The sequence below is a fragment of the Streptomyces sp. NPDC054794 genome (genome assembly GCF_053611585.1).
Window position 1 is genome coordinate 20,050 of record NZ_JBSHAQ010000035.1, and the last position, 13,165, is coordinate 33,214.

A 13,165-nucleotide genomic window follows, 5' to 3' on the forward strand; every position below is an offset into this window, starting at 1 on the left:
CCCCGCCGTACATCAAGTACATCAAGTACATCCCGTACATGCTGAGGATCCCATGCCATCCGACACCCCCAGAACCATCCTGGTGACCGGCGCCTCCAGCGGCTTCGGCGCACTGACCGTCCGCGCGCTCGCCCGCGCCGGGCACACGGTCTACGCGGGCATCCGGCAGACGGCCACCCGCAACGCACCCGCGGTGTCCGAGCTGAGCCGCTACGCCAGCGACCACACCGTGCGCCTGCACGCCGTCGAACTCGACGTCACCGACCAGGAGTCCGCCGACTCCGCCGTCGCCCGGATCATGGAGGCCGAAGGCCGGCTGGACGTGGTCGTCCACAACGCGGGGCACATGGTCACCGGCCCCGCCGAGGCCTTCACCCCCGAGCAACTGGCCCAGCTGTACGACGTCAACGTCCTGGGCGCCCAGCGGGTCAACCGCGCCGCGCTGCCCCGGCTGCGGGCGCGGGGCGAGGGCCTGCTGGTGTGGATCGGCAGTTCCAGCACCCGCGGCGGCTGCCCGCCGTTCCTGGGACCGTACTTCGCCGCGAAGGCCGCGATGGACGCCCTGGCGGTCAGCTACGCCGCCGAGGTGCTGCGGTTCGGCATCGACACCGCGATCGTCGTGCCGGGCGCCTTCACCTCCGGAACCAATCATTTCCTGCATGCCGGCGCGCCCGCCGACACCGAGCGGGCCGCCGCCTACGACGAGCGCTACGGCGCCCTGCTGGCCGGCCTCGACCGGAGACTGGCGGCGCTCGTCCCGCCGGACGCCGACGCCGCACAGGTCGCCGAGGCCGTCGTACGGCTGGTGGCCCTGCCCGCCGGAACCCGGCCGCTGCGCACCCATGTCGACCCCGCCCGCGACGGCAGCGAGGTCGTCTCCGCGGTCGCCGACCGCGTCCGCGCCGAGTTCTTCCGCCGCGCCGGACTGGACGACCTGCTCACCGCCGCCGGCTCCCTGTAAGCCTCTGTCCGCACCCGTTTCAGAAGGAGAACCACCATGCCGTTCGCCAACTTCAAGGTCCCCGCGGGAAGTCTCGACGAGAAGCAGAAGGAGCGGATCGTCGAGCGCACCACCGAGCTGTACGTCGAGATCTACGGCGAGCGGGCCCGCGCCACCACCCTGGTCCTCGTCGAGGAGGTCACCGACGGCGGCTGGGGCATCGGCGGCAACGTGCTGACCCTGGCCATGATCCAGGGCTCCCCCGACGACTGAGCACCCGTACGTCCGTGCTAAGACTCTGGGCCATGGAGATCGAGCCGGTCACCCTGACCACTCCACGGCCCGTGCGACGCCCGACGCTCGTCCAGGGCTGGCACGAACTCACCTTCCTGCACTGGCCGGTGGAGCCGGAGCGGGTGGCCGGTCTGTTTCCGCCCGGTACCCGCCCCGACACCCTGGACGGGGTCACGTACGTCGGACTGGTCCCGTTCCTGATGCGGGGCGTCGGCCTGGGTCCGGGGCCGGGACTGCCGTATCTGGGCACCTTCTGCGAGACGAACGTGCGCCTGTACTCGGTGGACGAGCACGGGCGGCGCGGCGTCGTGTTCCGGTCCCTGGACGCCGCGCGGCTCCTGCCGGTGCTGGTGGGCCGGTTCGGCGTGCGGCTGCCGTACCGGTGGTCGGCGATGCGCCTGCGGCGCGAGGGCGACGTGATCACCTACAGCTGCCGGCGGCGGGGGCAGGGGGCCCGGGGCGGGGCGAGCCGGGCGGTGGTGCGGATCGGCCGGCCGATCGACGAGCCGACCCCGCTGGAACGGTTCCTGACCGCCCGGTGGGGTCTGCACGTGGCGTGGCACGGCCGTACCGCTCATCTGCCCAACGAGCACGCGCCGTGGCCACTGCGGCGGGCCGAACTGCTGGCCCTCGACGACGGGTTGGTCACCGCCGCCGGGCTGCCGGCCCTGTCCGGCCCGCCGGTGAGTGTGCTCTACTCCCCCGGGGTCGCCGTACGGTTCGGGACCCCGGCGCTGCTTGCGCAGCCGTCAAGTCGCGTTCGCTAGAACGCACTTGCCCGTCCGCACTCACCTGGTGCCCATCGGTGTACCGCTCGGCTTCTCGGGTCGCACCGCGCACAGGGCCCAGATGACGAAGCCCGAGAAGGCGATCATCACGATCGACCAGACCGGGGAGTACGGCAGGTCGAGGAAGTTGGCGATGATGATCAGGCTCGCGATGGCCACGCCGCCGATCCGCGCCCACATCGGTGCCTGGAACAGGCCGATGCCGACCACGACGGCGATCGCGCCGAGGATGAGATGGGTCCAGCCCCAGCCCGTCAGGTCGAATCTGAAGACATAGCTGGGGGTGGTGACGAAGACGTCGTCCCGGGCGATCGCCATGATGCCGCGGAAGACGTCGAGCACGCCGACGATGGTCAGCATGACGGCGGCGAAGGTCACCATGCCTTCGGCCCAGGCCACCTTCTGGCCCTCGGGCGGTTGGTGTGTAGCGGTCATCGCTCTGCCTCATTTCCTTTCGTGCGGCCCCGTCCGGCCCGCCGGAGTGCCCGGCGCTCAGCCCAGGACCTTGGCCTTCGCCCGCTGGAACTCCTCGTCCGTGATGTCGCCCCTGGCGCGGATCTCGGACAGCTTGGCGAGCTGGTCGACGCTGGTGGGCGCGGCCTGCGGGCCGGCGGTCTCCCGGATGTACTGGTCGAACTCCGCCTTGTGCGCGCGGGCCTGAGCCACGTCGCGGCTTCCCATGCCCCTGCCCCGTGCGATGACGTAGACGAGGACGCCCAGGAAGGGCACCAGGAGCACGAGGAGGAGCCAGCCCGCCTTGGCCCACCCGCTGATCGAGTCGTCGCGGAAGATGTCCACGATGACCCGGAAGAGCAGGATGAACCACATGATCCACAGGAAGAACCAGAGCATGGTCCAGAAGGCGCTCAGCAGGGGATAGTCGTAGGCGAGGTATGTGTGCACGGCCACTGCTCTCCTCCTCGGTCGCGGGTGGACACCCCGGTGGCTGTCCGGCCCACCTCAGCGTCCGTGTCACGGTCTTTTGGCGCCTCACCCGGGAAGGGTGATCGTCACGGGCGTGCGTCGGCGGCTCACCCCGTGGTGGCGGGACGGTCCGTCGAGCGGGCCTCGGCCTCCTTGCGGAGCGCGGACCGCAGGGCGAACGCCAGCACCAGCTCCGCCACTCCGAGCAGGACCAGCCACAGGCCGAGCAGCCGGGTCAGGACGACGGCGGACTGGGTCGGCAGGGCGAGCACCACGATCCCGGCGGCGATCCCGAGCGCGCCCGCGGCGAACAGGACGCCCCGGTGCGGAAGGCCCTTGACGGAGATCGCGGTGTAGAGGGTCAGCATGCCGGACACCAGCCAGGTCGCGCCGACGATCAGCGACAGCGCGGCGATGGTCTGCAGCGGGTGACGCAGGCACAGCACACCGGCCACGACGAACAGCGCCGCGAGCAGGAGGCGGGCGAACCGCTCGCCGTGCGAGGCCGGGGCGAAGACCGAGACGAACCGGAACACGCCGCTCAGCAGCAGGTACAGGCCGATGATGACCGCCAGGACGTGCAGGGTCTCGTCCGGCCAGACCAGCACCAGGATGCCGGGGACCAGGGTGACGAGTGCCGAGCCCAGTGCCCAGAGCCAGGAGCCGCCGACGGCGGCCAGCACCGCCATCGGCTCGCCCTCCGGTCCGAAGACCGTGTCGTCGGGGGTCCGGTCGGGGCCGACACGCGAACGGGGCGTTTCGGTCATGGCTCCTCCTCGCCGGATCGGTGCGGCCGGTGCGGAACCCCCGACGCCACGGTGTGGAGGGACCGCTCCGGGGCTCAGCCTCCTCCGCCTCGCCCCGGTCTGGATCACCCGCCACGGGTGAGCCGTCCGGGGCGTCCCGAGAGTGCAGTGGGCCCATGACGTCCCTCAGCACCCTCCCCTCTCCCCTGTCGGCCGCCGCGAGGGCGGAAGCCGGCCGGGAGGCCCGCAGGCGGGTGCCGCGCACGACACACGCCGGGTTCACCCCGGACGAGCGGCGGCCCGACCCCGTCGACGTGATCGAGCGGCAGTCCGCGCTGCGCGTGCCCGAGCTCGTGCCGATCCGCTACGGCCGCATGCTGGAGTCGCCGTTCCGTTTCTACCGCGGGGCCGCCGCCGTCATGGCGACGGATCTGGGGGCACTCCCGGACACGGGCCTCAGGGTCCAGCTGTGCGGGGACGCCCATCTGCTGAACTTCCGGCTGCTGGCCTCCCCGGAGCGCCATCTCGTCTTCGACATCAACGACTTCGACGAGACCCTGCCGGGGCCCTTCGAGTGGGACGTGAAACGGCTGGCGGCCAGCTTCGCCATCGCCGGCCGCGCCAACGGGTTCCCGGTGCGGGTGCAGGACGCCCTCGTCCAGGAGTGCGTGCAGTCCTACCGGCGCCGGATGCGCGAGCTGGCCGGCATGCGCACGCTCGACGTCTGGTACGCGCGGGACGACGCGGCCCGGATGCGGTCGCTGTTCGACTCGCCGCCGAGCAAGGAGGTCAGGCGGCGCATCGCCGAGGCCTCGGCGCAGGCCCGTACCCACACACAACTGCAGGCCTTCGCCAAGCTGACCCAGGTCACGGCCGAGGGTCGGCGGTTCACCGCGGACCCACCCCTGATCACCCCCATGCGCGCGGTGGCGGGCGACACGTCCTACGGCCTGGAGGAGAAGGACCTGCAGGCGATGCTGGAGCACTACGCCCGCAGCCTGTCGTCCGAACGCCGGCATCTGCTGCGGAACTACCGGCTGGTGGACATGGCACGCAAGGTGGTGGGCGTGGGCAGCGTCGGCACGCGGTGCTGGATCCTGCTGCTGCTCGGCCGGGACGTCGACGATCCGCTGGTGCTGCAGGCCAAGGAGGCGCAGGAGTCGGTGCTGGGCCCCTTCGCGGGTGGCGAGGGGTACGACCACCAGGGGCGCCGGGTGGTGTCCGGTCAGCGTCTCATCCAGTCCGCCAGCGACATCTTCCTGGGCTGGACCCGTGAGACGGGCATCGACGGACAGGCCCGGGACTTCTACGTGCGTCAGCTGCGGGACTGGAAGGGCATCGCGCGTCCCGAGACCATGGACCCGGATCTGCTGGCCCTGTTCGGCCAGTTGTGCGGGGCCGGCCTGGCCCGGGCGCACGCGCGTTCCGGGGATCCGGTGGCCATCGCGTCCTACCTCGGCGGCAGCGACCGCTTCGACCGGGCGCTCATCTCCTTCGCCCAGGCCTACGCCGACCAGAACGAGCGGGACTTCGCGGCGCTGGGCGAGGCCGTACGGGCGGGCCGGGTCACCGCCAGGTCGATGTGAGTGCCGCTGTTCGACGCGCTCACTCCGGCAGCCGGCGCATCTCCAGGACGTGCAGGCCGAGCGACTGGAGCCGGGCCAGCAGCCCGTACAGGTGCGCCTCGTCCACGACGGGGCCGAACAACAGGGTCTGGTCGGACACGACCACATGGTCGAGCTCGGGAAAGGCTTCGGCGAGCGTCTCCGACAGGCGTCCGTCGATGCGGAACTCGTACCGCATGAGCTGCTCTTTCCGCGGGTGGCGTGTGCGCAGGCGAACTGTGCCCTCCCCGCGATCGTCCGTCGTCGCGGGCCGTGCGGCCTCACCCGGCGCAGGTGAACCGGCGGGGTCGTCCGGGCCGATCGCGCGGGAGTCCGTCACAGCAGTCCGAGTTCGCGGGCCCGGCGTACCGCGTCACCGCGCCGGTTCACCGAGAGCTTGCGGTAGACGCTCTTGAGGTGGGTCTTGACCGTGTTGACGGACACGTACAGGTCCGCGGCGATCTCCTCGGTGGACATCAACTGGGCCAGACGGCGCAGGACGTCGCGCTCGCGCGCGCTGAGTTCCTCGACCACCGGCGCGTACGGCGCGGTGGCGGCAGCGGCCCGGGGCGTGGCACCGGTGAGCCACTCGCGGGCCGCCTCCCGGACCGGGGGGCCGGCGAGGACCGGGCGGATCCACGGTCCGGCGGCGCGGAAGGGGCGGCGCAGGCGGTCGCGCCGGCCGTCGTGCAGGGCCTGGACGACCAGCCGTCGGGCGCCGGCGGTGTCGCCCGCGCGGGCGGCGGCCTGGGCGCGCACCAGGGTGGCCGGCACGGTGAGCGAGGGACCGCAGCGGCCACCGGCGGGCAGGCCGTCGAGGAGCTCCAGGGCCTTGACGCCGTCCCCGGCCTCGACCCGGGCCCGCGCGGCCGCCACGGCGCAGGCGGGGTGCCGCTCCGCGGCGGGTTCCAGTACCTTCGCGGCCGCGTCCGGACGGCCCTCGGCGAGGTGGGCCGCGGAGGTGACCAGGGCCGCCTGGTCCTCGGCCCAGGGCGAGGGGACCACCGTGCCGACGTGCGGTTCGGCGGCGTCCACGGCGGCCTGGAAGCGCCCGCGGGCCAGCAACAGCCGCGACTCGGCGAGGGCCCGGCAGGCCGCCAGTACCGGGTCCTGCGCGCCGTCGCGGGGGCCGGTCGTCTGGCCGATCAGGGCCTGCGCCGCGTCCAGTTCGTCGCGTTCGACTGCCACGGTGGCCAGCACGAGCCGTGCGAGATCGGAGCGCGAGGGCGGCGGCACCCCGTGCCGGTCGGCCGCCTTCAGCGCGGTGAGCGCCTTCTTCTCCGCCCGGCCCGTCCAGCCGTCCAGACAGTCGATGAGGGCGAGCAGGCCGAGGGACTCCTGACGGGGCAGCGCCGTGGCGGCGCCGCCGGGGCTGTTCACCGCCTCGGTCAGTACGGTCCGGGCCTCGTCGAGGCGTCCGGCCCACAGGCGGGTCGAGCCGAGGTGGGTCAGCAGGAGCGCGGTGAGTTCGGGGTGCCGGTCCAGGCGTTCGGCGGGCAGGGCCCGGCGCAGGTCGTCGGCGACGCCGGCCGCCCACTCGGCCCGTGCCGGGGCACCGGTGAGCCGAGCGGCGACTGCCTGCAGGAAGGCGCAGCTCAGCTGGGCCGGGACGGGGTCGGCGCCGTCCGTGGTCAGCTCGTGCTCGGCGCGCCTGAGGTGGGCCAGGCCGTGGTCGAGGTCCAGGTCGGCCAGTTCGCGGGCCGCGAGGACGAGGTTCGCGGCCGGTCCGTCGGCCCGCGCCGGCATACGGGAGAACAGCGCGGCCAGGTCGTCGGAGCGCAGGCCGGTGAACAACTCGCCGATCGCCAGGTCGTCGACGAGGGCGCCGGAGGTGAACTCCCAGTCACCCGCGGCCGAGCCGTGGGCGAGCGCCTCGGCGAGCGTGCCGGAGCCGGCGAGCCAGCGGGCGGCCCGGCGGTGCAGTTCGGTCTCCAGCCCCGGGTGGCGGACCCGCAGATGGGCCCGCAGGATCTCGGCGAACAGGGGGTGCAGGCGGTACCAGGCGTGCCCGAGGGGTTCGACGAACGCGTTCTCCCGGCGCAGCCGGTCCAGGATGGGTCCGGCGTCGGTCCGGCCGGTCAGGGCGTCCGCGAGTCCGGGCCTGAACCGATCGACCACGCTCACGCGCAGCAGCAGGTCCTGGGTCTCGGGCGGCTGCCGCTTGAGCACCTCGGCCAGCAGGAAGTCGGCCACCGGGCTGCGGTCCGCGTCGCACTCCTTCAGGCAGAGCTCGGGGTCCGCGCTGCGCTGGGCGGCCAGCGCGCACAGGCACAGTCCGGCGGCCCATCCCTGCGTACGGCGCACCAGCGCGTCCGTCGTGTCCGGTGGCAGCCGCAGGCCGTGGGTCTCCAGCAGGGCGGCCGCCTCCCCTTCGGTGAAGGCCAGCTCCGCGCCCCGGATCTCGGTGATGGTGCCGGCGGCCCGATGGCGGTGCAGCGGGAGGAGGGGCTCACTGCGGGTGACCAGGATCAGCCGCAGGCCCGGGCCGGCGTGGTGGAGCACGAACTCCAGCTGCTCGGCGATCTCCGGGTCGGTCACGCGCTCGAACTCGTCGAGGACCAGGATCGCGGGTGTGTCGCGGCCGCTGAGGTCGGCGGCGAGGCGGGCCGGCAGGGCGTGGTCGACGCGGCTCGCGTGGGCCGGGAAGCCGATGCCGGACGACAGTCGGGTGCCGGCCACCCGCAGGGCGTGCAGCAGGTAGGCCCAGAAAACGCCGGGCGCGTGGCCGCCCGACTCGGCGGTGAGCCAGGCGACCGGCTGCCCGAGGCGCGCCGCCCAGTCGGCGACCAGCACGGTCTTGCCCGACCCGGCCGGTCCGTCGACCAGGGTCAGCGGGGTGGCGAGCCCCTGGTCCAGGCGTCCGAGTAGGCGCTCGCGGCGCAGGAACGTGGCGGGCCGTTCGGGCGGGACGAACCGGGTACCGGGGAAAGGGCCCCCACGGGCGTCGGCACGCGCGCCCACCGCCCCACAACCCTCCCCGTACTCACTGACCACGGAACTCACCGCCACCGTCCCTCGTCCCTCGTCCCTCAGGCCATGGCCGGCGTTGCCCTCAGTCTGGCAGCCCCCACGGGCATGTGCACGGCGACTCGATCGCACCTGCTGGCGGGGGCTTCCGCGGCCGTGGGCCGATCTCGGGACCGGTCCGGCAGACCGGTCCGGGGGCCGGTCAAGAGGCCAGTCCGAAAGCCGGTCGAGAGGCCAGTCCGAAGGCCGGTCGGCAGACCGATCTCGTCCGCCGGTCTGAGCCGGGCGGTGGGCCGGTCCGGGGGCGGGTCGGTGGGCCGCTCGGAAGACCGGCCAAGAGGCCGGTCGGCAGGCCGATCTCGTGAGCCGGTCCGCGGGCCAGGCGGTGAGCCGGTCCGGAGGCGGTCGAGAGACCGGTCAGAAAGCCGGTCGGCAGGCCGATCTCGTGCGGCGATCTGGGCCGGGCGGTGGGCCGGTCCGGGGGCGGGTCGAGGAGCCGACCGACCAGGAGACCGGTCCGGGGGCCGGTCCGGAGGCGGTCGAGAGACCGGTCCGGAAGCCGGTCAAGAGGCCGGTCGAGAGGCCGATCTCGTGCGCCGGTCCGCGGGCCAGCCGGTGAGCCGGTCCGAAAGCCGGTCCGGAGGCAGTCGAGAGGCCGGACGGGAGGCCGATCTCGTGCGCCGGTCCGCGGGCCAGGCGGTGGGCCGGTCGGGGGGGGCCGATCTCGTGGGCCGGTCCGGAGGCGGTCGAGAGGCCGGTCCGGAAGCCGGTCCGGAAGCCGGTCCGGAAATCGGTCGACAGATCGGTCCCGGGGCGGGCCTGGTGCCCCGGGACCGGGGTGTGATTCGGCCATCCCGCATGCGGCGGCTTCCCGTGGGAGGCACGCTGGGAGGTGCGGTGTGGGAGAGGACGGCACGGCCTGCCGAGAGCGTCGGAGGTGATTGGTGTGGCGCACGGCGAGCCCGGCCTGCGCGAGGACGAGAGGGCGGCCTCGATGTTGGAGGCGCTGTTCACCCAGTCACCGGTGGGACTCCACCTGCTCGACAGCGATCTGCGCGTCGTCCGGGTCAACATCGCCACCCCCGTCATGCGGACCGTCTCGCTGGACAGGGTGGTCGGACACCCGATCCACGAGGTGTACGACGTCGTCGAGGACGAGGACATCGAGGCCACCCTCCGTGACGTGCTGCGCACCGGGATCCCCGTGCGGCAGCGCATCGTACGGGTGCGCCTGCCCACCGACCCGCCGCAGGTACGCCATTTCGAGATCACCGCGCTGCGCCTGGACAACCCGCGGGGCGCGGTGCTCGGCGTGGCCGTCACCGCCGTCGACGTCACCGAACGGGAGCACAGCCGGGCCCGCGCCCACGTCCTCGAAGCGGTGCGCCGGTCCGTGGGGCGCACGCTGGACGCGGCGGTGACCGGCGAGGAGCTCGTCGCGGCCCTGGTGCCGACGTTCGCCGATATCGCGATCGTGGAGGTGGTGGACGCCGTGCTACGCGGCGACGACCCCCCGGTCGCTCCGCTGCCCCTGGACACGCCGCTCATGCGCACCGCGTTCCGCAGCAGGGACAGGCATCCGCCTCAGGCGCGCCCGGTGGGTGACATCAGCAGGCTGCCGGCCCCCACCCCCTTCACCCAGGCGTTGGCCGACCTGTGTCCGCGAGTGGTCCCGCTGCGACCCGACGCCGCGTGGTTCCGCGTCGATCCGCAGCGCGCGGAGGCCATCCGCCTGTCGCGGGCCCACACCCTGCTCACGGCGCCCCTCACCCTGCGGGACACCGTCGTGGGCCTCGTCAGCCTCTACCGGACGGAACAGACACCCCCGTTCGACGACGGCGACCGGGAACTGGCGGTCGAGCTGGCCTCCCACACGGCCCTGTGCATCGACAACGCCCGGCGCTACACGCGGGAACACACCGTCGCCGCCACGGTCCAACGCCAACTGCTGCCCCGTACCCCCGAATCGCACGCGCCGTTGGAGACCGCGTACCTCTCCCTCACCGGCGCGGATCCCGGGGCCTGGTACGACACCATCGCCCTGTCCGGTGCCCGTACCGCGCTGGTCGTCGGCAGCGTGTCCGGGCAGGGGCTCAACGCGGCGACCACCATGGGGCAGTTGCGCACGGTCATCCGCTCCCTCGCCGCGTTCGACATCCCGCCCGACGAGTTGCTCGCCCGGCTGCAGGACGCGACGGCCCAACTGGCCACGGAGCGGGCGAACCTCCCCGCCGGCGACCCGCTCCACCGGGAGACGCTGGCCGCCGACTGCGTGTACGCGATCCACGACCCGCTGACCGGTACGTGCGGGATGGCGTGCGCGGGCCAGCTGGCCCCGCTCGTCGTACTGCCCGACGGCACCCTGCGCGTCCCCGACCCGCCGTCCGGGCCGCGCCTGGGGACGGGCGAGGACGCGCCGTTCGCGTCCGTGGAGTTCGACGTGCCCGCCGGGAGTGTCCTGGTCTTCACCAGTGATCCGCTCCTCACCGCGTACCTCGCGGAGTGCCCGGGACCGCTGCGACAGGTTCCGGCGTACGGTGACCGCTCGCTGCGGGACCTGTGCGACGCCCTCGTGTACGCCATCCCGCCCGATCTGCGGGTGGGCGACGCCGCGGTGATCGTCTCCCGGGTCCGCTCGCTGCCGGGCGACCGGATCGCCGTCTGGCCGTTCACCCCCCACCCCAGCTCGGTGGCCGAGGCCCGGCACCGGGCCCGCGCACAGCTCAAGGCCTGGGGCCTCGACGACGAGACGGCCTTCAACACCGAGATCATCGTCAGTGAGCTGGTGACGAACGCCATCCGCTACGGCGACCCGCCCTTCCAGCTCCGTCTGATCAATGACCGCACGCTGACCTGCGAGGTCCGCGACGGCGGCGCCGCGGCCCCGCATCTGCGGCATGCCCGGACGGTCGACGAGGGCGGGCGGGGTCTGTTCATCACCGCCCAGCTGGCCCACGGGTGGGGCACCCGGTACTCGCCGGAGGGCAAGACGATCTGGACCGAGCAGTCCTTTCCGGCGCCGCGCAGCCGTTGATCAGCCTTGAGCGTCGCCCGGCCGGCTCGGCGCCGCCGGCCGTCCCTCGGCGGCCTGTCGGCCGCTCGCGGCCAGCAGGGCGAGCACGGCGAGGACGGCGAGCAGGACGAGCACCAGGAGCAGGACCGTCAGCACGGTCGGGTAGTTCCACAGGGCGAACACGAGCGCCACGACGAGCAGCGCCACGAGCGTGATGGCCCGGCGGTAGGTCTGCGCCCAGGTCCCGACCCGGCCGGTGCGGACCTGGTGGGCGGCCGCCCATCTGGCCGTGGCGTCCGCGGTGCGTTCGGACCTGCCGCGAACGGCCACGGGCAGTCGCCCGGGACCGATGAAGTAGGTGCCCAGCGCGATGACGATGCCCAGGACGATCGCCGTGCGCAGGCTGACGCGCAGGAAGCGCACCAGCGTGTCGAAGACCTCGGCGGCGGCCGCCTTCGACTGGACCTCGGGCGAAAGGTGGTCCAGGTAGTAGTGGCGGGCGACGACGAGCGCGATGGCCACCACGAGGCAGGCGAAGGCCGCGCCCAGGGCGGTGCGCGCCAGGGCCCGCCGTCGCCCGCGCGCCAGCGTGACCCCGGCGACGCCCAGCAGCACGACGAGGATCGGGAACCAGTTGCCGACGATGTCCAGCAGCCGGGCGCCCTTGCGGGCCTTGGCCAGCTGGTCGGACTGGAAGAGCACCATCTGCTTGTTGACCGTGGGGATGTGCTCCGCGGGCTTGAGGCCCGCGCCGACCAGCTTCTGCTTGACCTGCTCGACCGCGGTGCCCAGGTCGAGGGTCACGGTGCCTTCGCTGACCTCGACGGCGCCGCGCCCCTTTCCGGTGAGCGCGTGCACGACGGCGTTGTGGGCGACCCGGTTGGCGTCCGTCCACACGGTGACGAAGGCCTTGCTCCGCACCACATCGGTGGCCACCTTGGTCACGGCCTGGTTCACCGCCGCGTCGAGCTGCGGGCCCAGCCCCTTGAGCGCGTCGGCGGCGCGCGCCGGCAGTCCTTGGGTCACCAGCCAGTCGGCGATGTCCGAGGCGGCCTGCTCCCCGTTGACCCGGACTCCCACGGCCTCGGTGATCCGGTGGACAGCCGCGTCCTGGACGGCCGGTTCGGTGGCGAGGGGCTTGACCGTGGAGACGTACCGGTCGGTGTCGAGCGCGATGTCGTGCACCCAGGTCGCCAGCAGGGCGACGGGGACGAGGACGCAGGTGAGGACGATGAGGACGGCCGAGGCGACGGCGCGTGCGATCCTGCCGGCCGCGGAGCTCTGCGACGCCCCCTTGCTCCGCGCCGTGCCGCTCGCGGATTCGGCGCCCTCGGGGTCCTGTCCGGGAGGGGACCCAAACTTGTTCGGACCACTCATGGTGCCTCCGGCCGGGTGCCTGGCTGATCACCCCATTCCGTCAGCACGCGGGCGCGGTCGCACGCCGGTGAGAGCCATACGGAGGAACGATCGGCCTACCCGGCGGCCTTGACGGCCGCGAGGCGTTCGATCATGCCGAGTCCGTAGCGCTCGCGGCGTACGACGGTGAGGCCGGCCGCGCGCACCAGGTGCAGGGGTCGGCGCAGCTGGTGGTCGCCCGCGCAGGCGACGGTCAGCGGGTCGAGGAGGCGCTGGGCCGTGCGGACGGTGCCACGGTGGCTGACGACGTGATCGATCAGGAGCAGGGTGCCGCCGGCTCCGAGGACCCGGCACATCTCCGCGACCGCCGCGCGGTCGTCGGGGATGCAGCACAGTCCCCATGTCCACTCCCTTGAGCCGCGGGTGCCGTCCAGCATGGCGGGCTGCGGCTCCGACGGCGAACGGCGCACGGCCCGGGCAGAGGCCGGCGCGGTGCGCGACGCCCGGGTCGGCGTGGAGGTTCGCCCCCGGGA

12 protein-coding genes are annotated in these 13,165 nt (G+C 73.3%); 5 read left to right on the forward strand and 7 right to left on the reverse strand.

Translation table 11 applies throughout. From position 1 onward, the window contains the following. The first annotated feature begins 52 nt into the window (after positions 1-52). From ACWGKT_RS31200 to ACWGKT_RS31210, 3 genes are read left to right on the forward strand one after another with little or no spacing between them, the layout of a single operon-like run. The gene (locus tag ACWGKT_RS31200; protein WP_453276316.1) at positions 53-961 is read left to right on the forward strand and encodes an SDR family oxidoreductase; all 909 of its coding nucleotides are present in this window, start codon (positions 53-55) and stop codon (positions 959-961) included. Between the two features lie 36 nt (positions 962-997). Then, on the forward strand, positions 998-1,213 hold the full coding sequence (locus tag ACWGKT_RS31205) for a tautomerase family protein (RefSeq protein ID WP_235458567.1): 216 nt from the start codon (positions 998-1,000) through the stop codon (positions 1,211-1,213). Between the two features lie 32 nt (positions 1,214-1,245). Next, the gene (locus tag ACWGKT_RS31210; protein ID WP_453276317.1) at positions 1,246-2,001 is read left to right on the forward strand and encodes a YqjF family protein; all 756 of its coding nucleotides are present in this window, start codon (positions 1,246-1,248) and stop codon (positions 1,999-2,001) included. A 21-nt stretch (positions 2,002-2,022) separates the two neighbouring features. Here ACWGKT_RS31210 and ACWGKT_RS31215 read toward each other — a convergent pair whose 3' ends face one another. The 3 genes from ACWGKT_RS31215 to ACWGKT_RS31225 form a co-directional block, all read right to left on the reverse strand. Continuing rightward, the gene (locus ACWGKT_RS31215) at positions 2,023-2,457 is read right to left on the reverse strand and encodes a DUF7144 family membrane protein (protein ID WP_453276318.1); all 435 of its coding nucleotides are present in this window, start codon (positions 2,455-2,457) and stop codon (positions 2,023-2,025) included. A gap of 57 nt (positions 2,458-2,514) precedes the next feature. Next, the gene (locus ACWGKT_RS31220; RefSeq protein WP_453276319.1) at positions 2,515-2,931 is read right to left on the reverse strand and encodes an SHOCT domain-containing protein; all 417 of its coding nucleotides are present in this window, start codon (positions 2,929-2,931) and stop codon (positions 2,515-2,517) included. Between the two features lie 122 nt (positions 2,932-3,053). Continuing rightward, positions 3,054-3,713, reverse strand: coding sequence for an HdeD family acid-resistance protein (locus ACWGKT_RS31225; RefSeq protein ID WP_453276320.1), 660 nt, complete (start codon positions 3,711-3,713; stop codon positions 3,054-3,056). A 155-nt stretch (positions 3,714-3,868) separates the two neighbouring features. Between ACWGKT_RS31225 and ACWGKT_RS31230 the strand changes: the two genes are divergently transcribed. After that, the gene (locus tag ACWGKT_RS31230; RefSeq protein ID WP_453276321.1) at positions 3,869-5,278 is read left to right on the forward strand and encodes a DUF2252 domain-containing protein; all 1,410 of its coding nucleotides are present in this window, start codon (positions 3,869-3,871) and stop codon (positions 5,276-5,278) included. 19 nt (positions 5,279-5,297) lie between these two features. Here ACWGKT_RS31230 and ACWGKT_RS31235 read toward each other — a convergent pair whose 3' ends face one another. Both ACWGKT_RS31235 and ACWGKT_RS31240 read right to left on the reverse strand, forming a co-directional pair. Next, the gene (locus ACWGKT_RS31235) at positions 5,298-5,495 is read right to left on the reverse strand and encodes a hypothetical protein (protein WP_356141313.1); all 198 of its coding nucleotides are present in this window, start codon (positions 5,493-5,495) and stop codon (positions 5,298-5,300) included. 137 nt (positions 5,496-5,632) lie between these two features. Beyond that, positions 5,633-8,305, reverse strand: coding sequence for a LuxR C-terminal-related transcriptional regulator (locus tag ACWGKT_RS31240; RefSeq protein ID WP_453276322.1), 2,673 nt, complete (start codon positions 8,303-8,305; stop codon positions 5,633-5,635). A 904-nt stretch (positions 8,306-9,209) separates the two neighbouring features. Between ACWGKT_RS31240 and ACWGKT_RS31245 the strand changes: the two genes are divergently transcribed. Then, on the forward strand, positions 9,210-11,297 hold the full coding sequence (locus tag ACWGKT_RS31245; protein ID WP_453276323.1) for a SpoIIE family protein phosphatase: 2,088 nt from the start codon (positions 9,210-9,212) through the stop codon (positions 11,295-11,297). On the opposite strand, the gene ACWGKT_RS31250 is transcribed toward ACWGKT_RS31245, so the two are convergent. After that, positions 11,298-12,653: a hypothetical protein gene (locus ACWGKT_RS31250; protein ID WP_453276324.1), complete on the reverse strand. Its 1,356-nt coding sequence runs from the start codon at positions 12,651-12,653 to the stop codon at positions 11,298-11,300. Positions 12,654-12,748: 95 nt separating this feature from the next. Then, positions 12,749-13,069: a hypothetical protein gene (locus ACWGKT_RS31255; protein WP_453276325.1), complete on the reverse strand. Its 321-nt coding sequence runs from the start codon at positions 13,067-13,069 to the stop codon at positions 12,749-12,751. Positions 13,070-13,165 lie beyond the last annotated feature (96 nt).